The organism is Streptomyces sp. NPDC001530, assembly GCF_042894545.1.
Taxonomy (GTDB): domain Bacteria; phylum Actinomycetota; class Actinomycetes; order Streptomycetales; family Streptomycetaceae; genus Streptomyces.
The window spans coordinates 87493-108630 of record NZ_JBIAVS010000019.1 but is presented as its reverse complement, the minus strand read 5'-3'; the positions used below and the strand labels follow the sequence as shown (position 1 = coordinate 108630).

Annotated in this window: 19 protein-coding genes, 1 pseudogene and 1 riboswitch; of the genes and pseudogenes, 11 read left to right on the top strand and 9 right to left on the bottom strand. The window is 71.8% G+C overall.

Annotated features, from left to right (window positions below; all coding sequences use genetic code 11):
- The first annotated feature begins 223 nt into the window (after window positions 1-223).
- The 3 genes from ACFY0T_RS34700 to ACFY0T_RS34690 are packed head-to-tail and all read left to right on the top strand — an operon-like array spanning window position 224 to window position 5012.
- Entirely contained in the window at window positions 224-1261 is a 1038-nt protein-coding gene (locus tag ACFY0T_RS34700; protein WP_388879772.1) for an AAA family ATPase, read from the top strand.
- Entirely contained in the window at window positions 1261-2625 is a 1365-nt protein-coding gene (locus ACFY0T_RS34695; protein WP_388879770.1) for a DUF58 domain-containing protein, read from the top strand. Before ACFY0T_RS34700 ends, ACFY0T_RS34695 begins: the two co-directional genes overlap by 1 nt.
- Entirely contained in the window at window positions 2622-5012 is a 2391-nt protein-coding gene (locus tag ACFY0T_RS34690; protein ID WP_388879767.1) for a DUF3488 and DUF4129 domain-containing transglutaminase family protein, read from the top strand. Before ACFY0T_RS34695 ends, ACFY0T_RS34690 begins: the two co-directional genes overlap by 4 nt.
- A gap of 399 nt (window positions 5013-5411) precedes the next feature.
- On the opposite strand, the gene ACFY0T_RS34685 is transcribed toward ACFY0T_RS34690, so the two are convergent.
- From ACFY0T_RS34685 to ACFY0T_RS34675, 3 genes are all read right to left on the bottom strand, one after another.
- Window positions 5412-5807, bottom strand: coding sequence for a DUF3040 domain-containing protein (locus ACFY0T_RS34685; protein WP_388879764.1), 396 nt, complete (start codon window positions 5805-5807; stop codon window positions 5412-5414).
- Window positions 5808-6082: 275 nt separating this feature from the next.
- Complete coding sequence (locus tag ACFY0T_RS34680; RefSeq protein ID WP_388879762.1) at window positions 6083-6853, bottom strand: methyltransferase; 771 nt, start codon at window positions 6851-6853, stop codon at window positions 6083-6085.
- 189 nt (window positions 6854-7042) lie between these two features.
- On the bottom strand, window positions 7043-7582 hold the full coding sequence (locus tag ACFY0T_RS34675; protein WP_388879759.1) for an SAV_6107 family HEPN domain-containing protein: 540 nt from the start codon (window positions 7580-7582) through the stop codon (window positions 7043-7045).
- A gap of 201 nt (window positions 7583-7783) precedes the next feature.
- On the opposite strand from ACFY0T_RS34675, the gene ACFY0T_RS34670 reads away from it, so the two are divergent.
- From ACFY0T_RS34670 to ACFY0T_RS34650, 5 genes and pseudogenes are all read left to right on the top strand, one after another.
- Window positions 7784-8557, top strand: coding sequence for an ATP-binding cassette domain-containing protein (locus tag ACFY0T_RS34670; protein ID WP_388879756.1), 774 nt, complete (start codon window positions 7784-7786; stop codon window positions 8555-8557).
- Entirely contained in the window at window positions 8529-10613 is a 2085-nt protein-coding gene (locus ACFY0T_RS34665; RefSeq protein WP_388879753.1) for a YhgE/Pip family protein, read from the top strand. The genes ACFY0T_RS34670 and ACFY0T_RS34665 overlap by 29 nt, the downstream gene beginning before the upstream one ends.
- Before the next feature lie 35 nt (window positions 10614-10648).
- Window positions 10649-11278 carry a TetR/AcrR family transcriptional regulator gene (locus tag ACFY0T_RS34660; protein ID WP_388879750.1) on the top strand — a complete coding sequence of 210 codons (630 nt, stop codon included), beginning with the start codon at window positions 10649-10651 and terminating at the stop codon, window positions 11276-11278.
- Window positions 11279-11670: 392 nt separating this feature from the next.
- Window positions 11671-11847: pseudogene (locus ACFY0T_RS34655) on the top strand (DUF4126 family protein); the annotation flags it as partial.
- A gap of 97 nt (window positions 11848-11944) precedes the next feature.
- Entirely contained in the window at window positions 11945-13438 is a 1494-nt protein-coding gene (locus ACFY0T_RS34650; RefSeq protein WP_388879747.1) for a phytoene desaturase family protein, read from the top strand.
- Window positions 13439-13522: 84 nt separating this feature from the next.
- Here the strand turns inward: ACFY0T_RS34650 and ACFY0T_RS34645 are convergent, their stop codons facing one another.
- The 6 genes from ACFY0T_RS34645 to ACFY0T_RS34620 all read right to left on the bottom strand — a co-directional run bounded on the left by ACFY0T_RS34645 (window position 13523) and on the right by ACFY0T_RS34620 (window position 18579).
- The gene (locus ACFY0T_RS34645; RefSeq protein ID WP_388879744.1) at window positions 13523-14500 is read right to left on the bottom strand and encodes a hypothetical protein; all 978 of its coding nucleotides are present in this window, start codon (window positions 14498-14500) and stop codon (window positions 13523-13525) included.
- A gap of 56 nt (window positions 14501-14556) precedes the next feature.
- Window positions 14557-15480 carry a methylenetetrahydrofolate reductase [NAD(P)H] gene (metF, locus tag ACFY0T_RS34640; RefSeq protein ID WP_388879741.1) on the bottom strand — a complete coding sequence of 308 codons (924 nt, stop codon included), beginning with the start codon at window positions 15478-15480 and terminating at the stop codon, window positions 14557-14559.
- A 137-nt stretch (window positions 15481-15617) separates the two neighbouring features.
- Window positions 15618-16295 (bottom strand): thiamine phosphate synthase, encoded by a 678-nt coding sequence (gene thiE / locus ACFY0T_RS34635; protein ID WP_388879737.1) that lies wholly within the window; start codon window positions 16293-16295, stop codon window positions 15618-15620.
- A 99-nt stretch (window positions 16296-16394) separates the two neighbouring features.
- Window positions 16395-16760: an Rv2175c family DNA-binding protein gene (locus ACFY0T_RS34630; protein ID WP_028803215.1), complete on the bottom strand. Its 366-nt coding sequence runs from the start codon at window positions 16758-16760 to the stop codon at window positions 16395-16397.
- Between the two features lie 185 nt (window positions 16761-16945).
- Window positions 16946-18196: an NAD(P)/FAD-dependent oxidoreductase gene (locus tag ACFY0T_RS34625; protein ID WP_388879734.1), complete on the bottom strand. Its 1251-nt coding sequence runs from the start codon at window positions 18194-18196 to the stop codon at window positions 16946-16948.
- Between the two features lie 32 nt (window positions 18197-18228).
- Window positions 18229-18579, bottom strand: coding sequence for a hypothetical protein (locus ACFY0T_RS34620; RefSeq protein ID WP_388879731.1), 351 nt, complete (start codon window positions 18577-18579; stop codon window positions 18229-18231).
- A gap of 52 nt (window positions 18580-18631) precedes the next feature.
- Window positions 18632-18745: riboswitch (TPP riboswitch) on the top strand.
- Here ACFY0T_RS34620 and thiO point away from each other — a divergent pair.
- The 3 genes from thiO to ACFY0T_RS34605 all read left to right on the top strand — a co-directional run bounded on the left by thiO (window position 18743) and on the right by ACFY0T_RS34605 (window position 20904).
- Window positions 18743-19909, top strand: coding sequence for a glycine oxidase ThiO (gene thiO, locus ACFY0T_RS34615; protein WP_388879729.1), 1167 nt, complete (start codon window positions 18743-18745; stop codon window positions 19907-19909). (Overlaps the previous riboswitch by 3 nt.)
- Window positions 19906-20106, top strand: a complete 201-nt coding sequence (thiS, locus tag ACFY0T_RS34610) for a sulfur carrier protein ThiS (RefSeq protein ID WP_388879726.1) — start codon at window positions 19906-19908, stop codon at window positions 20104-20106. The genes thiO and thiS overlap by 4 nt, the downstream gene beginning before the upstream one ends.
- A 3-nt stretch (window positions 20107-20109) precedes the next feature.
- Window positions 20110-20904, top strand: a complete 795-nt coding sequence (locus tag ACFY0T_RS34605; protein WP_388879723.1) for a thiazole synthase — start codon at window positions 20110-20112, stop codon at window positions 20902-20904.
- Window positions 20905-21138: the final 234 nt, after the last annotated feature.

Genomic DNA, 21138 nt, shown 5'->3' with positions numbered 1-21138 from the left:
GTGGGACGCTCTCTTCACGAAAAACCCCGGGCTTGCGGCACCTAAAGGGCCCCAAGACCTGACATATCGCGGCCAGTTATCCACAGGCGAGTGACACGAACCGGTAACGGCAACAAGAATGCGGGTGTGGCGTCACGCGGAACTTTTCACGCGTGGTGTCCGTGTTTCGGGGTGGGCCGGTCCGCACAGGGCGTCGGCCCGAGAACGGGCCGAGGAGGGCCGGGTGACGACCTATGACGATCGAGCGAGCCTTACGGATCTGACCGCCACTGTGGAGCGTGTCCGCAGTTCGGTGGAAGGAGTGATCGAAGGCAAGCCTGAGGTCGTACGGCTTTCGCTGACCGTGCTGCTCGCCGAGGGACATCTTCTGATCGAGGATGTCCCGGGCGTCGGCAAGACCATGCTGGCCAAGGCGCTGGCGCGGTCCATCGACTGCTCGGTGCGGCGTATCCAGTTCACGCCCGACCTGCTGCCCTCGGACATCACGGGTGTGTCCATCTGGGACCAGCAGCGCCGGGACTTCGAGTTCAAGCCGGGCGCGATCTTCGCCCAGATCGTGATCGGCGACGAGATCAACCGCGCCTCGCCCAAGACGCAGTCCGCGCTCCTGGAGTCGATGGAGGAGCGCCAGGTCACCATCGACGGGCAGACCTACGAACTGCCCAGCCCCTTCATGGTGGTGGCCACGCAGAACCCGGTCGAGATGGAGGGCACCTACCCGCTGCCCGAGGCCCAGCGCGACCGCTTCATGGCCCGCGTCTCCATCGGCTATCCCAGCGCGGACGCCGAGTTGCAGATGCTGGACATCCACGGCGGGGTGAACCCGCTGGACGACCTCCAGCCGGTGGCGCACGCGCACGAGATCGTGAAGCTGGTCGACGCGGTCCGCACGGTCCATGTCGCCGACCCGGTGCGGCGGTACGCGGTGGACCTGGTCGCCGCCACGCGCACCCACCCCGACCTCAGACTCGGCGCCTCGCCGCGTGCCACGCTGCACCTGCTGCGCGCGGCGAAGGCGTCCGCCGCCCTCAGCGGCCGGGAGTACGCGCTGCCGGACGACATCCAGGCACTCGCCGTAGCGGTCCTGGCCCACCGTCTGCTGCCCACGGCCCAGGCGCAGTTGAACCGCCGTACGGCCGAGCAGGTCGTCCAGGAGATCCTGCAGCGCACCCCCGTGCCCGCGGCCCCCCAGCAGCAGGCCGGCTTCACGATGGGCCGCGGCACGCCCGCGTACGGCCAGCAGCCGCCCCGGAGGCTGTGATGACACAAGGGGGCACGGGGCACACCGCCGAGGAGGACAAGGGCGGGCTGCGCACCGCGCTCGCCGGGCTCACCACGCGGGGGCGCTCCTTCCTGGCCGCCGGCGTCGCCGCCGCGATCTGCGCGTACGTCCTGGGGCAGAGCGATCTGCTCCGGGTCGGCCTGCTCCTCGCGGTGCTGCCGCTGGTCTGCGCCACCGTGCTGTACCGCACCCGCTACCGGGTCGCGGGCAGCCGCAGGCTCTCCCCCGCGCGCGTGCCCGCCGGTTCCGAGGCCCGCGTCCATCTGCGGATGGACAACGTCTCGCGGCTTCCCACCGGACTGCTGATGCTCCAGGACCGGGTGCCGTACGTGCTCGGTCCGCGGCCCCGCTTCGTCCTGGACCGGGTCGAGGCGGGCGGCCGCCGCGAGGTGTCCTACCGGGTGCGCTCGGACCTGCGCGGCCGCTATCCGCTGGGGCCGCTGCAGCTGCGGCTCACCGACCCCTTCGGCATGTGCGAGCTGACCCGCTCCTTCTCGACGTACGACACCCTGACGGTCATCCCGCGCGTGGAGGCGCTGCCGTCGGTGCGGCTGACCGGCGAGGCGAAGGGGTACGGCGACGGACGCCAGCGCTCGCTGGCGCTGGCCGGCGAGGACGACATCATCCCGCGCGGGTACCGCTACGGCGACGACCTGCGCCGGGTGCACTGGCGCCTGACCGCGCGCTACGGCGAGTTGATGGTCCGCCGTGAGGAGCAGCCCCAGCGCTCCCGCTGCACGGTGCTGCTCGACACCCGGGGCATCGCCTTCCAGGGCGCGGGCCCGGACTCGGCCTTCGAGTGGGCCGTGTCGGGCACGGCGTCGACGCTGGTGCACATGCTCGAACGGGGCTTTTCGGTACGGCTGTTGACCGACACCGGCAGCTCGGTGCCCGGAGAGGGCGCCGACGGGTTCGCGGGCGCCAGCCAGGAGTCAGCGGACGCGGCCGGGCTGATGATGGACACGCTCGCCGTCATCGACCACTCGGACGGCACGGGCCTGTCCCGGGCGTACGACGTGCTGCGCGGTGGGAACGAGGGGCTGCTGATCGCCTTCCTCGGCGATCTGGACGAGGAGCAGGCCTCGGTGCTCGGCAAGATGCGCCAGCGCAGCGGCGGGGCCGTCGCCTTCTTGCTGGACAGTGAGACCTGGGTGCGGGAACCGACCGATGTCCCCGGCTCGTTGGACAAGAGTGAGGATCGACTGCGCATGCTGCGCGAGGCGGGCTGGACCGCCGTGATGGTGCCGCGGGGGGCGGGGCTCGCCGACCTGTGGCGGGAGGCCGACCGACAGCGCAGGCACGTCGCGTCGACGGGGAGTACGGCGGGGGGCGATGGCTCATGAGCGGGCGTGCGCGACTGGCACTGTGCGCGGCGGCGGCCACGCTGATGGCGGCCTGCGCCCTGCTGCCGCTGGTCGACCCGGCGACCTGGATCTTCCAGGCGGCGTTCCTGCTGGCGGTGCAGACCGGTGTGGGCGCGCTGATGCGGCGGGTTCCGCTGGCCCGGCCGCTGACCGTGGCGGTGCAGGCGCTGGTGACGCTGATGCTGCTCACCCTGTCCTTCGCCCGGCAGCAGGCCGTCGTCGGGATCGTCCCGGGCCCCGACGTCTTCCGGCACTTCGGAGTGCTGCTGCAAGCGGGCGCCGACGACGTCGGGCGGTACTCGATTCCGGCCCCGCTGTCCGATGGCATCCGGCTCATGCTGGTCGGCGGCGTCCTGGTGATCGGGCTCGCGGTGGACGCGCTCGCGGTGACGTACCGCAGCGCGGCGCCCGCGGGACTGCCGCTGCTCGCGCTGTACTCGGTCGCCGCGGGCCTCTCCGGCGGCGGCGCCGCATGGCTGTGGTTCCTGCTCGCGGCCGCCGGCTATCTGATGCTGCTGCTGGCCGAGGGCCGCGACCGGCTCTCCCAGTGGGGTCGCGTCTTCGGCGGGGCGCCCCGCACACCAGGCCCCGACTCCGCCGGCGGCGCCGTCGCTCCGGTCCGCACCGGGCGGCGCATCGGCGCGGTCGCGCTGGGCATCGCCCTGGTGGTACCGCTGGGCCTGCCCTCGCTCGACGGCGGCCTGCTGGACGGCGCGGGGACGGGCGTGGGCACGGGCTCCGGGGGCGGCGGCACGATCTCCGCGGTGAACCCGCTGGTCTCACTCCGTGACAGCCTGAACGTGGACGAGGACCGTACGGTCATGACGTACCGCACCAACACCGACGACACCCAGGACCTGTATCTGCGGATCGTTTCCCTGGACGACTTCGACGGGACGGCCTGGAAGCCGGCCCAGCGGCGCATCCAGGATGTGCCGGGCACCTTCCCGACGCCGATCGGCCTCGGGACCGACGTCCAGCGGAGCTCGATCCAGACCCGCATCTCGGCGGCCGACTGGTACGCGCAGGACTGGCTCCCGATGCCGTACCCGGCCAGCAAGGTGAACATCAAGGGCAGCTGGCGGTACGAGCCCGTGGGGCGCACCCTCGTCGGGGACCACGGCCAGAACACGCGTGGCGTGCAGTACGACGTCACGAGCCTGATCGTGCAGCCGACCGCGGGGCAGCTGGCGAGCGCGCCGGAGCCGTCGGCGGCGCTGAGGCGCGAGTTCACCAAGGTGCCGGAGTCGTTGCCCGCGGTGGTGGCGACGACCGCCCGCAAGGTCACCGAGGGCGCGGCCAACCACTACGAGCAGGCGGTCAAGCTCCAGGACTACTTCGCCTCCAGCGGCAATTTCCGGTATGACACCCAGGTGCAGGTCGGCAGCGGCTCCGCCGCGATCGCGCGCTTCCTGAAGGACAAGGAGGGCTTCTGCGTCCACTTCTCCTTCGCGATGGCCGCGATGGCCCGGACGCTGGGGATACCGGCCCGCGTGGCGGTGGGCTTCACGCCCGGCTCCCCGGAGGCGGACGGTTCGATGTCGGTGAGTCTGCGGGACGCGCACGCCTGGCCCGAGCTGTACTTCGAGGGAGTGGGCTGGACCCGCTTCGAGCCGACCCCGAACCGGGGCACGGTGCCGGAGTACACCCAGACCGTCACGCCCGGCAGCGACGTGCCGGTCGTGCCGAAGCCGACGCTGTCGTCGTCCACGGCGCCTTCCGCCGCGCCGTCGGCCAGCGAGAGCTGCACGGCTCAGCAGCGGAAGCTGGAGGCGTGCCCGAGCGCATCCGCGGCGGCCGCGCTCAAGTCCCACGACGACAACTGGCCGTGGTTCAAGATCCTCGGGCTGACCTTGGCCGGCCTCCTGGTCCTGGGCCTGCCGCTGCTGCCGATGCTGTGGCGGATGCGGATACGGGCTGTGCGGCTCGGCGGGCACGGCCGCACCGAGGCGGACGCGGCGGCGTACACGCTGGGGGCCTGGCAGGAGGTGACCGATACGGCGTGGGACTACGGGATCGCGCCGGACGAGTCGCAGACGCCACGTAAGGCGGCCGCGCGGATCGTCCGTCTCGGGGGCTTCGATCCCACTGCGTCGGCCGCGGTGCATCGGTTGGCGGCGGCCGTGGAGCAGGTGCTCTACGCGCCGCGTCCCCGACCGGTGGCGGGTCTCGCGGACGACGCACGCGGTATCGCGGACGCGCTCCGCACCTCCGCGAGCCGTCCGGCCCACCTCCGTGCCCTTCTCGTGCCTCGCTCAGCCATCAGGGTGGTCTGGGCGGCCTCGGCCCGCTGGGCGACCCTGACAGCCCGCCTCACGGCCCGCAGAGAGACGCTGCTGCGCCGCCCCTCAAGCCAGAACAGCTGAAGCCGGACGGCGCCTTGCCGCCCCGGTCCCTGGCGGGGTTGGGGCGGCGCGCTGATCGCCGGGTCGGGGGGCGGCCCGCTGACGGCCCGGTCCGGGGCGACGCACCGACCTCCGGGTCGAGGGCTGCGCGCTGATCGCGGACGCTGCCCTACCGCTGGCGCCGGACACCGCCACTGCCCCTCCACTGGCGCCGGGCACCGGGGCTGGGGTCGGGGTGGGTGTACTTACCGGCGCGTGCAGGGTGCCGCTGTGCCCACCCGTGCCGCCCCTAGCGGCGCGTATGCCCACAGCTACGACGGTTACGACGGCACCGGGGTTTCGGGGCGTGCTTGAGGGGGTGTCCACCCAGTTGGGTGGACACCCCCTCAAGTGATGTCTTCGGCTACGGCGCTCGGAGGGCTAGTGGCCCTGTTCGTCGCGGCGGCGCTGCCAGCGTTGTTCGATGCGGTCCATCAGGGAGCGGCGCTGTCGGCCCTGACGGCGAGCGGCGGGTGAGCCGGACGCTGCCGGCTGTTCCCCCGGCTTGGGAGCCTTGCGCCAACCGGTGACGGCAAGCACCGCGCAGCCCAGCATCACAAGGAAGCCCACCACGCTTACCCAGATCTGCTGTGCGACCATTCCTGCCATGAGGAGCGCGATACCCACCAGGAAGCCCGCGACCGCCTGGTAGACCCGTCGCCGGGTGTACGTACGCAGCCCGCTTCCCTCAAGCGCTGTCGCGAACTTGGGATCTTCGGCGTACAGCGCTCGCTCCATCTGCTCGAGCATTCGCTGCTCGTGCTCCGAGAGCGGCACGGAGTCCTCCTCATCGTGCAGTCGCCGGGGCGACCGGGGGTCCCCTTCAGGATAGGCAGGGAATCGCCCCCGTGAAACCCGCCCCTCTACGCCAATTCGCCAACCGGAACCCGCCATGGCACCCCGATCCACTGAGGCGTGCATTCCCCAGCGAACGGTCCGTCATGCCGGACGGTCTCCCTCGATCATACGGCGCCGCGCACCCAATCGGGGGGTCTGTGGCGTACTCCATCTGCCGCCAAGCCCCTGATCAGCGGCGCACCACGGGAGGCGGCTCAGCCCTCAGCCGCTCCCTGCGTCTCACCGAGCACATGGAGCTGGGTCGCCACGGAGTGGAAAGCGGCGAGTTCGGCCGCCGCCGCCTCCAGCTTCAGCAGCGCCTCCAGGGCCCCCGGCTCGGTGTCCACGAGGACCCCCGGCACCAGGTCGGCGAAGACCCGCACGCCGTGCACGGCGCCGACGCGCAGGCCCGCGCCCTCGACCAGGGCGGTGAGCTGTTCGGCCGTGAAGCGGTGGGGTACGGGATCACCCTCGCCCCAGCGTCCGTCCGGGTCATCGAGCGCCTGCTTGGCCTCCTTGAAGTGCCCGGCGAGGGCGCGCGCCAGCACGGCTCCGCCCAGGCCTGCGGCGAGGAGGCTGAGGACGCCCTCGGGGCGCAGCGCGTCCACCACGTTGCGCACGCCCTCGGCGGGGTCGTCGACGTACTCCAGGACGCCGTGGCACAGCACCGCGTCGTAGCCACCGCGCTCGACCACATCGAAGAGGCCGTGCGCATCACCCTGGACGCCCTGGACACGGTCGGCGACGCCGGCCTCGGCGGCCCGCCGCTCCAACGCGAACAGCGCGTTCGGGCTGGGGTCGACGACGGTGACGCGGTGACCGAGGCGGGCCACGGGCACCGCGAAGTTGCCGCTGCCGCCTCCGGTGTCGAGTACGTCGAGGGACTCCCGGCCCGTGGCCTTGACCCGGCGGTCCAGGGCGTCCTTGAGGACCTCCCAGACCACGGCGGTACGGAGAGAAGCGCGGGGGCGCATCGGGTCCGACACGGCAGTTGACTCCTCGGCGCGGCACCGCCTCTTGCACGGCGGAGCGATCGGGGGGCCTCCCGGCCCCCTTGCCGGGGCGGAAGGCTTCAGGCGCCTCCACCCTATTGCCTCCGCAGCCGTAGCCGATCCTCCGTCTCACCCGGCGGATCACGCACCGGACGGTGCGGCGAACCGTGGTCCCGGTGCCGGTCAGCCCGCGTCCGGGACCTCCCCGTCGCCGTCCTGCCGTGGCTGGGGCAGGACGGGCTGCAGCACGAGCATCCGCTCGACGAGGCGCAGGAACATCGCCACGTCGCGTATCAGGTCGTCGGCGTCGCGGCTGCCGGCCGCGCCCGGGATGCCCGCCTCGGCGCGGGCGCGGCGGGTGGCGCCGGAGGCGAACAGGGCGCTCCACTCGGTGAGTTCGGGCGCGATTTCGGGGAGCACTTCCCAGGCGCTGCGGATGCGGGCCCGGCGTCGGGGCGTGGTCTCAGGGCGGCCCCGTGCTGCGAGGACGGCGGCGGCGGTGCGCAGGGCGGCCAAGTGGGCCGTCGCATACCGCTCGTTGGGCGTTTCCAGGGCCGTGGCTTCGTCGAGTCCGGCGCGGGCCTGGGCGAGCAGATCGAGGGCGGCGGGCGGGGCCGTGGCCCGGCGCAGCACGGGGTGCACGTCGCTCGCCGGGCCGGTCAGTGAGGGGGCAGGGCCGGTGGCGCGGCGCCGGCGGGCGGCGGCTGCGGAAGAGCTGGCCATGACGAACCTCCTGTCGTCTGTGTGACGGCACTGTGGCCGTATGTGCCCATCGTGAGGTATGCCACTGACAATCCGTTCTGACCTGGCCTTTTGCTTCGATCGAAGGTTCGGGATAGTTTTTGCACTGACCAGTCAGTTCAAAAACGGCCGTGCGCCGGCCCCTCAAGGGCCGCGCGCCCGGCCGCGTACAGAGGGGGAGCTGTGGGCGAACCGCATGGAGTCGCCGTCAGCGCCGAGGGGTTCGGGCTCAAGGGCCCGCGCGGCTGGGCGTTCCGGGGCGTCGACATCGCCGCGGAACCCGGCTCGCTGATCGCGATCGAAGGGCCGTCCGGTTCCGGCCGGACCTGTCTGCTGCTCGCGCTCACCGGACGGATGAAACCGAGCGAGGGGGCAGCCACCGCAGGCCGGTGGAAGCTGCCGAAGCAGATGGCAGCGGTGCGGCGCGCGAGCGCGCTCGCGCACGTACCCGGCGTCACCGACCTGGATCCGGCGCTGACCGTCGCAGAGCACCTGCGCGAACGGGCGCTGCTGCAGCGGCGGTTCGGCGGCTCCCTGCGCGGGCTGCTGCGGCCTCGCACCGAGCGGATGACCGAGGCGAAGGTGCGGATCGACACCGCGCTGGCCGCCGCCGGGCTCGACCGGGAGGCCCTGCCCAAGGGTTCCCGGACCGCCGTACGCGACCTGGAGCGGCTGGAGGCCCTGCGGCTGTCCGTGGCGCTGGCGCTCATCGGCAGTCCGCGTCTGCTCGGCGTCGACGACACCGACCTCAAGCTCTCGGACTCCGAACGGGCCGAAGTCTGGGCCCTGTTGAAGTCGCTCGCCGAGTCCGGCACCACGGTCGTGGCGGTGTGCAGCGAGGCCCCCGAGGGCGCCACCCTCGTGTCCACGAAGCCTGGAGCCGATCAGGACGACAGCGACGAAAACGACGACGACAAGGAGACGGCGGATGCGCTCGCCCAAACTGGCCGCGCTTGAGCTCAGGCGGTTCGGCAGGGGCAAGCTCCCGCGTGCCGCGCTGGCCGCGCTCCTGCTGCTGCCCCTGCTCTACGGCGCTCTCTACCTGTGGTCGTTCTGGGACCCGTACGGCCGTCTCGACCGCATCCCCGTGGCGCTGGTGAACGACGACAAGGGGGCGACGGCCGCGGGCAAGAAGGTCACCGTGGGCGACGACATCACCAAGGGGCTGCGCGACAGCGACACCTTCGAGTGGCACGAGGTGAGCGCCGCCGAGGCCCGCGAGGGCGTCGAGGACGGCACGTACTACCTGTCACTGACCATGCCGAGCGACTTCAGTAAGAGGGTCGCCTCCAGCTCCGGGGACGCGCCGGAGACGGGCGCGCTCCAGGTGCGTACGAACGACGGGAACAACTACATCGTCGGACAGATCTCGCGGACGGTGTTCAGCGAGGTGCGCACGGCCGCTTCCACCAAGGCCTCGCGGTCGTTCCTCGACAAGATCTTCATCTCGTTCTCGGACATCCACGGGGCGACCGAGAAGGCCGCGAAGGGGGCCGACAAGCTCCAGGGCGGGATCGGCAAGGCGAAGAAGGGCTCCAAGGATCTCGCGGACGGTCTGAACGAGGCCAAGAAGGGCAGCGGGAAGCTTTCCGGGGGCCTGAAGAAGCTCAACAAGGGCGCGGGTGACCTGGAGGATGGTTCGCGGCAGGTCGCGGACGGCACGCAGTCGCTGGCCGACAAGGTCAACGGGGTCGCGGACAAGGTGGGCCCCTTCCTGAAGGACAACGAGAAGTCGATCGGCGACACGGCCCAGCTCGTCGCCGACTCCGCCTCGGGGATCCGCCACAACCTCGACACCCTGGTCGAGACGGCTCCGGCCGCGGCCAAGGGCGCCCACACGGCCTCCACCGCGCTGAACGCCGTCTACAAGGCGCGCTGCGAGACCCTGCCGGTCCCCGACCCCGCGTGTCCCGACCTGAAGAAGGCCAAGGAGGCGGCCTCGGACGTGGCCAAGGTCGCCGACGACGTGAACACGCTGATCGACGACCAGGACGGCGATCTCGACAAGCTCGACAAGAACCTGGCCACGCTCCAGAAGCAGGCCCAGGCGCTCGCCGACCGCTCGCCGCATCTCTCCGAGGACCTCGACGACTCCGTCTCCAAGATCAACAAGCTGAACGAGGGTGCGAAGAAGGTCGCCAAGGGGACCAAGAAGCTGCACTCCGGGCTCGGTACGGCCAAGTCCGGCGCGGCGGACCTCGACACGGGCGTCGGCAAGCTGAGGACGGGTGCGAGCGACCTCGACGGGGGCATGTACAAGCTCGTCGGCGGCTCCGGGAAACTCGCCGGCGGACTGCACGACGGCGCCGACCACATCCCCGACTACGACAAGCAGGACCGCGACCAGCGCACCCAGGTCATGTCCGACCCCGTGCAACTCGCCTCCAAGGACCTGCACAAGGCCCCCAACTACGGCACCGGTTTCGCCCCGTACTTCATCCCGCTGTCCCTGTGGGTGGGCGCGATGGTGGCGTACATGCTGATCCAGCCGCTCAACCGGCGTGCGCTCGCGGCGGGCGCCTCGGCGTGGCGCATCGCACTGGCGGGCTGGCTGCCGGTGGCCGCCGTGGGAGTGCTGCAGACGGCGGCCCTGATGTCCGTGCTGCACTGGGCGATCGGCCTGGAGATGGCGCGGGCGGCCGGGACGGTGGGCTTCCTGTTCCTGGTGACGGCGTGCTTCGCGGCGCTCGTGCAGTGGCTGAACGCACGTTTCGGAGCGGCGGGCCGGATCCTCGTCCTGGCCTTCCTGATGCTCCAGCTGACCTCGGCGGGCGGCACGTACCCCGTCCAGACCAGTCCGGGCTTCTTCAACGCGATCCACCCCTTCTTGCCGATGAGTTACGTCGTCGAGGCCCTCAGGAGGCTCATCACGGGCGGCGGCCTGGGCCCCGTCTGGCAGGCCTGCGCCGTCCTGGTGGCCTTCACGGTGGGCGCCCTCGCGCTCACCGCCCTGTCGGCGCGCCGCAAACAGGTGTGGACCCTCGACCGGCTGCACCCGGAGCTGAGCCTGTGACCGCGCACGCAGCCGCTCCTGTGACAATCGGGGCCATGGAAAGCAGCAGCACCACGGCGGGCAGCGGCAGCCGGCGCGAGGCGACCCGGCAGAAGCTCTACGAGGCGGCCGTCACCCTGATCGCCGAGCAGGGCTTCTCCGCCACCACGGTGGACGAGATCGCCGAGCGCGCCGGGGTGGCGAAGGGCACGGTCTACTACAACTTCGCGAGCAAATCGGTCCTCTTCGAAGAGCTGCTGCGGCACGGCGTGGGACTCCTCACCGCCTCCCTACGGGAGGCGGCCGAGAAGACCGCCCGGGACGGCGGCAGCAAGGTCGACGCGCTGGACGCGATGATCCGGGCCGGGCTCGTCTTCATCGACCGCTACCCGGCCTTCACCCAGCTGTACGTGGCGGAGCTGTGGCGCACCAACCGGACCTGGCAGTCCACGCTCATGGTGGTCCGGCAGGAGGCGGTCGCGGTCGTCGAGGGCGTCCTGCGCGACGGTGTGGCGAACGGCGAGCTCAGCGATGAGATCGACATCCCGCTGACGGCGTCCGCGCTGGTCGGCATGGTCCTGGTGGCCGCCCTGGACTGGCAGGCCTTCCAGCCGGAGCGTTCTCTGGACGACGTCCACGCGGCGCTGTCCCGGCTGCTCCAGGGGCGCGTCAGCGGCAACCGCTGACCGGGCACAGGGCGCATGCGAAAGCGCCGGTCCGATCTGGCCGCGTCCCCCGCGGGCCAGATCGGACCGGCGCTTCGCCGTGCTCCCCGTTGCACTTCCCCCGTACTCCCCCGTACTCCCCCGTTGGGCCCCCGTTCGGTCGTCCCCCGGGTTCCCCCGTGCCTCGCTCCCGCCGAGGGTGTCGGCGGAAGGAGCGGCCAAGGGCGCGATTTCCGTTCCGCCGCCCCGTGTCGGCGGTGCCGGAGCCGCGCCCCTTTCCGTGTCTCCACTCTCTCGTTCGCGCAGGTCCGGCCCATCCGCGCGCGTACTCATCTCACTCCCTAGGTACGGATACTCAGTCCTGCGCACTCAAGCCCAGGCCCCACCGTTGTCGCCTGGTGACGATCGCGTCCGTGTCCGTACTCCCCCTTGTCTTCACCAGCGGCATCACCGCGTACGCGGTGGTGTTGCTCCTCGGCGTCTTCGGCGCGACCGGGCTGAGCGACGACGTCCTGGAGTCGCTCCAACGCCCTGAGATCCTGGTCACAGTCGGCGTTCTCTTCCTCTGCGAGGCGGTCGCCGACAAGATCAGAAATCGGCGGCCACTGACCGCTGCGGGCACGGGTCACCGGCGGCCACTCACGGCTGGGGACGGGACTGTCAGTGGCGGCCGATAAAGTCGCTGGCATGGGACGGATTGCGGTGATCGGCGCCGGGATGGGCGCGATGGCGGCCGCCGCCCGGCTGGCCGCCGCGGGCCACCGGGTGGTGGTGTACGAGCGCGCGGCGACGTACGGCGGTGCGGTGGGCCGCTTCGAGCGCGACGGCTTCGCCTTCGACACGGGCCCGGGACTGCTGCCGCTGCCCGCGGTCTACCGCGACCTGTTCGTCAAGACGGGCAAGCAGCCCCTGGAGGAGTGCGTCGAGCTGGTCCAGGTGGACCCGTCGTCGCGGCACGTCTTCGCCGACGGTACGGAGGTGTCCCTGCCGAACGCCTCGCGCGCAGGGGTCGTCACCGCGCTGGACGAAGCGCTCGGGGCGGGCACGGGCGGGCGCTGGGGCGACTTCCTGGTGCGGGCCCGCGAGGCATGGGACCGCTCGCGCCGGCCGCTCCTGGAGGAGCCGCTGTGGCCCAACTGGTCGGTGCTCGCCCAGCGCGAGCCCTACCCGTCGGTGCCCCACAAGAAGCTGCTGCGCACCCGCCGGGCCAGCACCCTCGCCGAGGTCGCCGCCTGGGAGCTGCGCGACCCGCGCCTCACGGCCCTCCTGGAGAGCCACGCCCTCGCGTACGGGCTCGACCCGCGCGTCACCCCGGCGAGCGCCGCCGTGCTGCCCTACATGGAGCACGCCTTCGGCACCTGGTATGTGCGCGGAGGCATAAGGGAGTTGGCGCGCGCGGTGTACGAGCGGTGCCTCGCCCGCCGAGTCGAGTTCCGCTTCGGGGCCTCCGTCGAGCGGATCGTCGAGAAGGACGGCCGGGCGGCGGGCGTCGAACTCGCCGACGGCACGGTCGAGGAGGCCGACTTCCTCGTCGCGGGCGTGGCGCCGGGCGTGCTGGACAGCCTCGTCCCGGGCACGGCGATACGCGGCGACGGCGAGGTCTCGCCGCGGCGCGGGGCGCCGAGCCGCCTGACCGTGCTGCTGGCGCTGCGCGGTGGGCGGCCCGAGGGAGCGGCGCATCGGACGGTGGTGCATGCGCCCGACCGCGAGGACGAGTTGGGCCGGCTCTTCGGTGAGCGCCCGGGACTCCCGGCCGCACCCACGGTCATGGTGTCGCGCCCCGAGGACACCGCGCTGGTACCGGACGGGGAGCACGAAGCGGTCACGCTGACCGTCACCGTGCCCTCGGGTCTTCCGGTGTCCGAGTCGGAGGTGGAGCGGGTCCTCGGCGTCGCCCAGCGCGCCCTACCCGGCCTCCGCGACCGTCTCCTGTGGCGCGAGGTCCGCACCCCGGCCGACATCGCGGAGGCGACCGGCGCGGACGGCGGCGCCGTCCCCGCCCCGGCGCTCGCCGCGGCGGACGGCCATCTGCTGCACCCGTCGAACGGCACCCGGATGCCGGGCCTGTTCGCGGCGGGCGGCTGGGCGCACCCCGGCGGTGGACTCCCGCACGCGGGCATGTCGGGCGCGCTGGTGGCCGGACTCATCGTGGAGGGACCGGAGTTCCGGGGCTCGCAGTGAGCACGCCGGTGCGCCGGAGAAGAAGCTGAAGCGCGGTCGGTCGACGGCGGGCACGGGGCCCCGTTCTACCGGCCGTACAGCCCGTCAGTACCGGTACTGCTGCTCGTCGTACCCGGCGCCGTTGCCGTTCCCCTGGTACGGGTACGGCTGCTCGGGCGGGAGTTCGCCGCCGTACGGGTCGTCGGTGGTGCGCTGCTGCGGCACCCAGACGCCGCTGGCCGGAGTCTCACCCGCGTAGGTGCCGGTGGCGTACTGGTCCTGGCCGTAGACCTGCTGCTGCGGGTACTGCTGCTCGCCGCCGCCGTACGTGGTGTCGTACGAGGCACCGGTGTACGTCTGGGCGCCGGTGTACGGGTCGGAGTAGGCGGCGTACTGCTGCTGGCCGTTGTCGTAGGCGTACTGCTGCTGGTCGTAGCCGGAGTAGCCGTCGTACGCGTAGGCCTGCTGGTCCTGGTTCTGCCCGGCCGTCGCATAGGCCTGCTGGTCCTGGGACTGCGCGGCGCCGGCGTAGGACTGGTCGGTGGCGGCCGCGTAGGAGGTGTCGCTGTAGATGCCGTACGAGCCGGTGTCCTCGGGCAGGGGCTGCGGCTCGTACACGGCGGTGGTCTCGGCGGCCGCGTGCTCGCCGGATCCCGGCGGCATGAAGCGGTCGGACTGCGCGGGCGAGAAGACGTCGTCATCGGCGGCGTACTCGTCGTCCTGCGAATAGGCCGCGGCAGACGTCGCTTCGAGGTCGGAGACCTCCAGCGTCGGGTCCTGGTACTCCGGCTCGCCGCGGCGGCGCTTGCTGGGCTTGCCGGGCGCGGAAGGGCCGTTGATGGCCCAGCCCTGGGCGAAGCCACGGCGGAACGACAGGGTGACGTACGTCTGGCCGACCGCGAAGGCGGCCGCGCCGAGTCCGATGACGACCACGGAGGGCATCAGCACACCGAGGACCACGCCGAGGAAGCCGACGAAGGCGAGCAGCCGGTAGCGCAGCCGCGCCTTGTACTGCAGCAGGACCTCGCCGAGCAGCCACAGCGCGACGATGCCGAACGCGATATAGAGGACCGTCCAGCCCATGTACGCCCCTCTCCCAGTGGCCGCTACGCAGTCTGTCGTACGCGGGTGCGACCGGTCTAGGCCCGCTGTGGGTGGTGCAGGCCCAGATTCTCGTAGATTTCCAGCGTCGCCGTGGAGTTGTTGAGCGTAATGAAGTGCAGTCCGGGGACTCCCTCGGCCAGCAGCCTCGCGCAGAACTCCGTCGCGAACTCAATGCCAATGGAGCGTACAGCCGCCGGATCGTCTTTGGCTGTGAGGATCCGCTCTTTCAGGGCGTCCGGGAACGAGGCGTTGCTGAGCTTCGGGAGCCGCTCCAGCATCTTCACGCTCGTCACCGGCATGACCTCCGGGATGACCGGGGTCTCGCAGCCGGCCGTCTCGACGCGGTCACGCAGGCGCAGATACGACTCCGGGTGGAAGAACATCTGCGTGATCGCGTAGTCGGCGCCGGCGCGGCACTTGTCGACGAAGTGCTCGACGTCCAGGTCCCACTCGGTGGACCGCGGGTGCATCTCGGGGAAGGCCGCGACGCCGACGCAGAAGTCGCCCGACTCCTTGATGAGACGGACGAGTTCGGCCGCGTAGGTCAGGCCCCGGGGGTGTGGGATCCACTCGCCCATGGGGTCGCCGGGCGGGTCGCCGCGGACCGCGAGCATGTTGCGGATACCGGCGTCCGCGTACTGGCCGATGATGTTGCGCAGTTCCGCGATGGAGTGGTTGACCGCGGTGAGGTGGGCGACCGGGGTGAGCGTCGTGTCGACGACGATCTGCTCGGTCTCCTTGACGGTGCCCGCGCGCGTGGAGCCGCCCGCTCCGTAGGTCACGGAGACGAAGTCGGGCGCGACGGCCTCGACCCGGCGCAGCGCGTTCCACAGGTTCCGCTCGCCCTTGGGGGTCTTCGGCGCGGAGAACTCGAACGAGTACGTCTTCTTGCCGGTCGCGAGCATGTCGCGCACGGTGCGTGCGCGATCAGTCCTGGTGGAAGCAGATCCGAGGGCCATACCCGCAGGTTAGCCAGGGGGCGCCGGTCGCCCAACCGAACCGATGGGATTTGTCCAATTTGTCGACTTCTTGTCCACCCCTCGGACAATTATCGGACGGCTGCGCGGGACGACTGCACCGGATGACCGCCGGATGACTATGCGTGACGCAGCCGCTTCGCGAACTCCGCCGCCGCCGCTCCCGGGTCGTCCGCCTCGGTGATCGCCCGTACGACGACGACGCGGCGGGCGCCCGCCTCGAGCACCTCGTCGAGGTTGCCGAGGTCGATGCCGCCGATGGCGAACCAGGGACGGTCGGTGCCCAGCGCTGCGGTGTAACGGACCAGGTCGAGGCCGGGTGCGTGGCGGCCGGGCTTGGTGGGGGTGGGCCAGCAGGGGCCGGTGCAGAAGTAGTCCACGCCCTCCTGGACCGCGGCGGCCGCGGCCTCGGACTCCGCGTGCGTGGAGCGGCCTATCAGGATGTCGTCGCCGAGGATGGCGCGGGCGGCGAGGACCGGGAGGTCGCCCTGGCCCAGGTGGAGCACGTCGGCGCCGGTCGGGTGCGCGGTGCGGATCGCGTGGGCCACGTCCGCCCGGTCGTTCACCGAGAGCAGCTTGCCGTGCATCTGGCACTTGTCGGCGAACAGCTCCAGGTACCCGAGCTCCTCCTCCGCCTCCAGGCTCTTGTCGCGCAGCTGGACGATGTCCACACCGCTCTCCAGGACGGCGTCCAGGAAGTCGGCGAGGTCGCCCTGGCGCTTGCGGGCGTCCGTGCAGAGGTAGAGACGGGCGTCGGCGAGCTGGGCGCGCGCGGTGGTGGCGGCGTTCTCGGGCATGCGTGTGTCCCCCGTTGTCGGTGCGTACGGACCACGGTGGCCCGGTGGCCTTTCGGCCCGTGGCCGGCCGTGGTCCGTACGCCGGACGGTCCGTTCAGGTCAGACGGCGAGCGCCTGGGCGCGGCGCTTCACCTCCGTGCCGCGATTCTCGCTCAGAGCCTGCGCGGGGGTGCCGGGCAGGGTCGGGTCGGGGGTGAAGAGCCACTCGAGCATCTCTTCGTCGGTGAAGCCGTCGTCCCGCAGGAGCGTCAGGGTGCCGGACAGGCCCTTGACGACCTTGTCCCCGTCGATGAAGGCGGCGGGGACGTGCAGCGCGCGGTTCTCACCACGGCGTACGGCGATCAGCTGGCCCTCCTTGACCAGCTGCCGGACGCGGGTCACCTCGACGCCGAGCTGTTCGGCGATGTCGGGGAGGGTGAGCCAGGCGGGGACGAGAGCATCGATCTTTGCGTCAATCTCGGTCACGGGGACAAGCCTGCCATCCCGGACTGACACTCGGTACCCGAGTCCCGCCCGGGCCGGGTCTCCGCGCTCCGGCGATCGGGTGGGTTTCTGCCGCTCGGCACCCCGGAACGACTCGCCGGCGCGGCGAAAAAGACCCTCCGGCTTCGCCGGATCGAGTGCCGCCTTCGGTGGCGGAGAAACCTTGCCTACGCGGTCGCCGACTTCATCGGTTTCGACGGGTCCGCCAGGAGGTCCGGGTTCATCGGGGTGCCTGCCTCGATGAGTCTGCGGCCCTGGGCCAGGTCCCTCGGGCGGCCCACCGCCAGGAGGGCGACGAGGCGGGTTTCGCGGAGCCAGCAGACCGTCCAGGCGGCGCCGGTGGGGTCGCCGCGCCAGAGGGTCGTGTCCTCGGGGGCGTGGTGGCCGACGTACTGGACGAAGCGGCCGAACTGCTCGGACCAGAAGTACGGGACGGGGTCGTACGCGACGGGGGCCTCGCCGATGATGTTCGCGGCGACCGTGCGCGGCCCCTGGAGGGCGTTGTCCCAGTGGTGGACCAGGAGACGGTCCTCGTACCTTCCCGAAGGGAAGGAGGCGCAGTCGCCGACCGCGTAGACGTCCGGTACGGAGGTGCGCAGGTGGTTGTCGGCCACGACCTCGCGGTGGGCACCGAGCGCGATCCCGGAGCCGGCGAGCCAGGCGGTCGCGGGGCGCGCCCCGATGCCGACGACGACCGCGTCCGCGGGCACCCGGCTGCCGTCGTCGAGAACCACGGCACCGGGCTCGACGCGCTCCACGCGCGCGTGGGTACGCAACGACGCGCCGCTGTCCGCGTACCAGGACGCCATCGGTGCGGCCACCTCGGCGGGCAGCGCCCCGGCGAGCGGCCGGTCGGCGGCCTCGACGACCGTCACCGCGCACCCCGCCTCGCGCGCCGCCGTGGCGAACTCGGCGCCGATCCAGCCGGCCCCGACGACCACGATGTCGTGCTGTCGGGCGAGGACGGGACGCAGCCGCTCGGCGTCGTCCAGGGTGCGCAGCAGATGGACCCCGGGCACGCCCTCCGCGCCCGGCAGCTGGATCGGTTCCGCACCGGTGGCGATGACCAGGACGTCGTACGGCACGGGCCCGGTTTCGGTGTCCAGCTCATGGTCCGCGGGGCGGACGCCGAGCGCCTCGCGCCCGAGCTGCAGGTCGATGTCCAGCGCCTCGAAGTCGACGTCGAAGGCGGAGCCCTCGGCCTTGCCGAGCAGCACGGCCTTGGACAGCGGCGGCCGGTCGTACGGCTGATGGGGCTCCGCGCCGATCAGCGTCACGCTGCCGGTGAAGCCCTGTTCGCGCAGGGCGACCGCGGTCTGCACACCGGCCATGCCCGCGCCCACCACGACGACCCGCCGTGCCGTACGCCTCTGCGACTGCGACTCGGACCGCGTCTGCGCCTGCGTCTGCTCGCTCACCTGATCACCATAGTCAACTGACAATTCGTCAGTCAGTGGACGTGCTCAGTGACCTGCTCCACAATGCTCGTCCCGCTGCCCGTCTGCGACTCCCATTCCCAGGTCTCCTCCAGGCGTACGCGCCCGCCGGGCAGCTCCACCACGAGGGACACGCAGTGCCCCGACGAGGTGCTGCCGTCGCGCTTCAGCTGCACGTACCGGAAGTCGAGGCGGTCACCCTCGCGGGTACCCACGAGATGCCCGCGTACGACATCGCCGCCCGCGTATTCGGCCCAGATCTCGCCGTCCTTCTCGTGGTACGTGAAGCGGGTGCGGGTGCCCACCTGACCTGGCGCCTGGTCGGCGACGGGGGCGAGGACGAGGCCGTCGAGCGATCGGGCCATGGACGGAGGCTCCCTTACTGAGACGAGTGGCGGCGGGCTAGGGTGGCCAACGTAAAGCACTCGCGGGAGCCCGGACGCACCGGGCTGAGAGGGAGGCTGGGACGGCCTCCGACCGTACGAACCTGATCCGGGTCATGCCGGCGAAGGGAGGGGCTGGACGCCCATGTCGCCTACGCGTACGTCAGACGTCCTTGTCATCGGGGGCGGAATCATCGGGCTCGTGACGGCCTGGCGGGCCGCGCAACGCGGTTTCACGACCGCCCTCGTGGACCCCGAACCCGGCGGCGGAGCGGCCCAGGTGGCGGCGGGAATGCTGGCCGCCGTCACCGAACTGCACTACGGCGAGCAGACCCTGCTGGGCCTCAACCTCGCCTCCGCGCGCCGCTATCCGGACTTCGCCGCCGAACTCACCGAGGCGACGGGCCAGGACCTCGGCTACCGCCAGTGCGGCACGCTGGCCGTCGCGCTGGACGCCGACGACCGCGCCCATCTGCGCGAACTGCACGCTCTGCAACGCCAGTCGGGGCTCGACTCGGAGTGGCTGAGCGGGCGCGAGTGCCGCCGTCTGGAGCCGATGCTCGCACCCGGCGTGCGCGGCGGTCTCCGGGTCGACGGCGACCACCAGGTCGATCCGCGCCGGCTCGCGGCGGCCCTGGTCACGGCGTGCGAACGGGCCGGAGTGGTGTTCCACCGGACGTGGGCGGAGCGTCTGTCCGTCGTACGGGACCGGGCAGCCGGAGTCGTCACCACGGACGGCACCGAGTTGGCCGCGGGCCAGGTGGTGCTCGCCGGGGGCAGCCTCAGCGGGCGCCTGGCGGGCGTTCCCGACGACGCCCTGCCGCCCGTGCGCCCCGTGAAGGGGCAAGTCCTGCGGCTGACCGTGCCGAAGCGGTACGCGCCCTTTCTGAGCCGTACCGTCCGTGCCGTCGTGCGCGGCAGCCACGTCTATCTGGTGCCGCGCGAGAGCGGTGAACTCGTCGTCGGCGCGACCAGTGAGGAGCTGGGCTGGGACACGACGGTGACCGCGGGCGGCGTCTACGAGCTGCTGCGCGACGCCCATGAGCTGGTCCCCGGGATCACCGAGCTGCCGCTCACCGAGACGCGCGCCGGACTGCGCCCGGGCTCTCCCGACAACGCGCCGCTGCTCGGCCCGACCGAACTCGACGGCCTGCTGCTCGCCACCGGGCACTACCGCAACGGCGTGCTCCTCACCCCCGTCACCGGTGACGTGATGACGCACGTCCTGACCACCGGTGAACTCCCCGACGAGGCCCGCCCCTTCACCCCCAGGCGCTTCGGCGCCGCCGCCCTCACGGAGCAGCCCGCATGAACGTCTTCGTCAACGGAGAGCGACAGCGGATCGCCCCGGGGACCGCTCTCGACACGCTCGTCGCGACCCTCACCGCCGCCCCGTCCGGCGTGGCCGCCGCGCTCAACGAAACCGTCGTCCCGCGCGCGCAGTGGTCGTCCACCTCCCTCTCCGAGGGAGACCGGGTCGAAGTCCTCACCGCCGTCCAAGGAGGCTGACCCATGGCCGACGATCCCTTCGTCCTCGGTGGTACGTCCTTCTCGTCCCGGCTGATCATGGGTACGGGGGGTGCGCCCAGCCTCGACGTGCTGGAGCGCTCGCTCGTGGCGTCCGGTACGGAGCTGACGACGGTCGCGATGCGGCGGGTGAACGCTTCCGTGCACGGGTCGGTCCTGTCCGTGCTCGACAAGCTCGGCATCCGGGTGTTGCCGAACACGGCGGGGTGTTTCACCGCGGGCGAGGCCGTGCTGACCGCCCGTCTCGCGCGCGAGGCCCTCGGCACGGACCTGGTCAAGCTGGAGGTCATCGCCGACGAGCGGACGCTGCTGCCGGACCCGATCGAGCTGCTCGACGCCGCGGAGACTCTCGTCGACGACGGGTTCACCGTGTTGCCGTACACGAACGACGACCCGGTACTGGCGCGCAAGCTGGAGGACGTCGGCTGCGCCGCGGTCATGCCGCTCGGGTCGCCGATCGGGTCCGGACTCGGGATCCGTAATCCGCACAACTTCCAGTTGATCGTGGAGCACGCGCGTGTGCCGGTGATTTTGGACGCGGGGGCCGGTACGGCGTCCGACGTGGCGCTCGCCATGGAGTTGGGGTGTGCGGGTGTGATGCTTGCCTCAGCCGTGACCCGTGCGCAGGAGCCCGTCCTGATGGCGGAGGCCATGAGGCACGCGGTGGAGGCCGGCCGTCTCGCACGGCGTGCCGGGCGCATTCCTCGGCGCCATTTCGCCGAGGCGTCGTCTCCTGCGGAGGGCATGGCGCGGCTGGATCCCGAGAGGCCTGCTTTCTAGGCACCCGGCGCCGACGCTGCGGAGTTCTCCCGCCCCCGCACCGCTCGTTTCCCGTCGGCTGGAAGGTGCGGGTCTCCTGTGGGGCCTGTTCGCCGTTGGCGGGTGCGGGCGGTCTCGCGGCATTGCGGCCCTCCCCCGGCCCCCGCGTGCGGTGTGCGTCACAGGTCGGCTGCAGTCGCGCTCCGGTATCGGCTGAACGGGGTGTCGTGACAGTGGCGGCTCGTACACTCACCT

Coding starts and splice junctions, on each gene's coding strand:
- ACFY0T_RS34695 (WP_388879770.1), top strand. CDS start 1,261: ATGACACAAGGGGGCACGGGGCACACCGCCGAGGAGGACAAGGGCGGG.
- ACFY0T_RS34690 (WP_388879767.1), top strand. CDS start 2,622: ATGAGCGGGCGTGCGCGACTGGCACTGTGCGCGGCGGCGGCCACGCTG.
- ACFY0T_RS34675 (WP_388879759.1), bottom strand. CDS start 7,582: ATGGCCAGCTCTTCCGCAGCCGCCGCCCGCCGGCGCCGCGCCACCGGC.
- ACFY0T_RS34665 (WP_388879753.1), top strand. CDS start 8,529: ATGCGCTCGCCCAAACTGGCCGCGCTTGAGCTCAGGCGGTTCGGCAGG.
- ACFY0T_RS34660 (WP_388879750.1), top strand. CDS start 10,649: ATGGAAAGCAGCAGCACCACGGCGGGCAGCGGCAGCCGGCGCGAGGCG.
- ACFY0T_RS34650 (WP_388879747.1), top strand. CDS start 11,945: ATGGGACGGATTGCGGTGATCGGCGCCGGGATGGGCGCGATGGCGGCC.
- ACFY0T_RS34645 (WP_388879744.1), bottom strand. CDS start 14,500: ATGGGCTGGACGGTCCTCTATATCGCGTTCGGCATCGTCGCGCTGTGG.
- metF (WP_388879741.1), bottom strand. CDS start 15,480: ATGGCCCTCGGATCTGCTTCCACCAGGACTGATCGCGCACGCACCGTG.
- thiE (WP_388879737.1), bottom strand. CDS start 16,295: ATGCCCGAGAACGCCGCCACCACCGCGCGCGCCCAGCTCGCCGACGCC.
- ACFY0T_RS34620 (WP_388879731.1), bottom strand. CDS start 18,579: ATGGCCCGATCGCTCGACGGCCTCGTCCTCGCCCCCGTCGCCGACCAG.
- thiO (WP_388879729.1), top strand. CDS start 18,743: ATGTCGCCTACGCGTACGTCAGACGTCCTTGTCATCGGGGGCGGAATC.
- thiS (WP_388879726.1), top strand. CDS start 19,906: ATGAACGTCTTCGTCAACGGAGAGCGACAGCGGATCGCCCCGGGGACC.
- ACFY0T_RS34605 (WP_388879723.1), top strand. CDS start 20,110: ATGGCCGACGATCCCTTCGTCCTCGGTGGTACGTCCTTCTCGTCCCGG.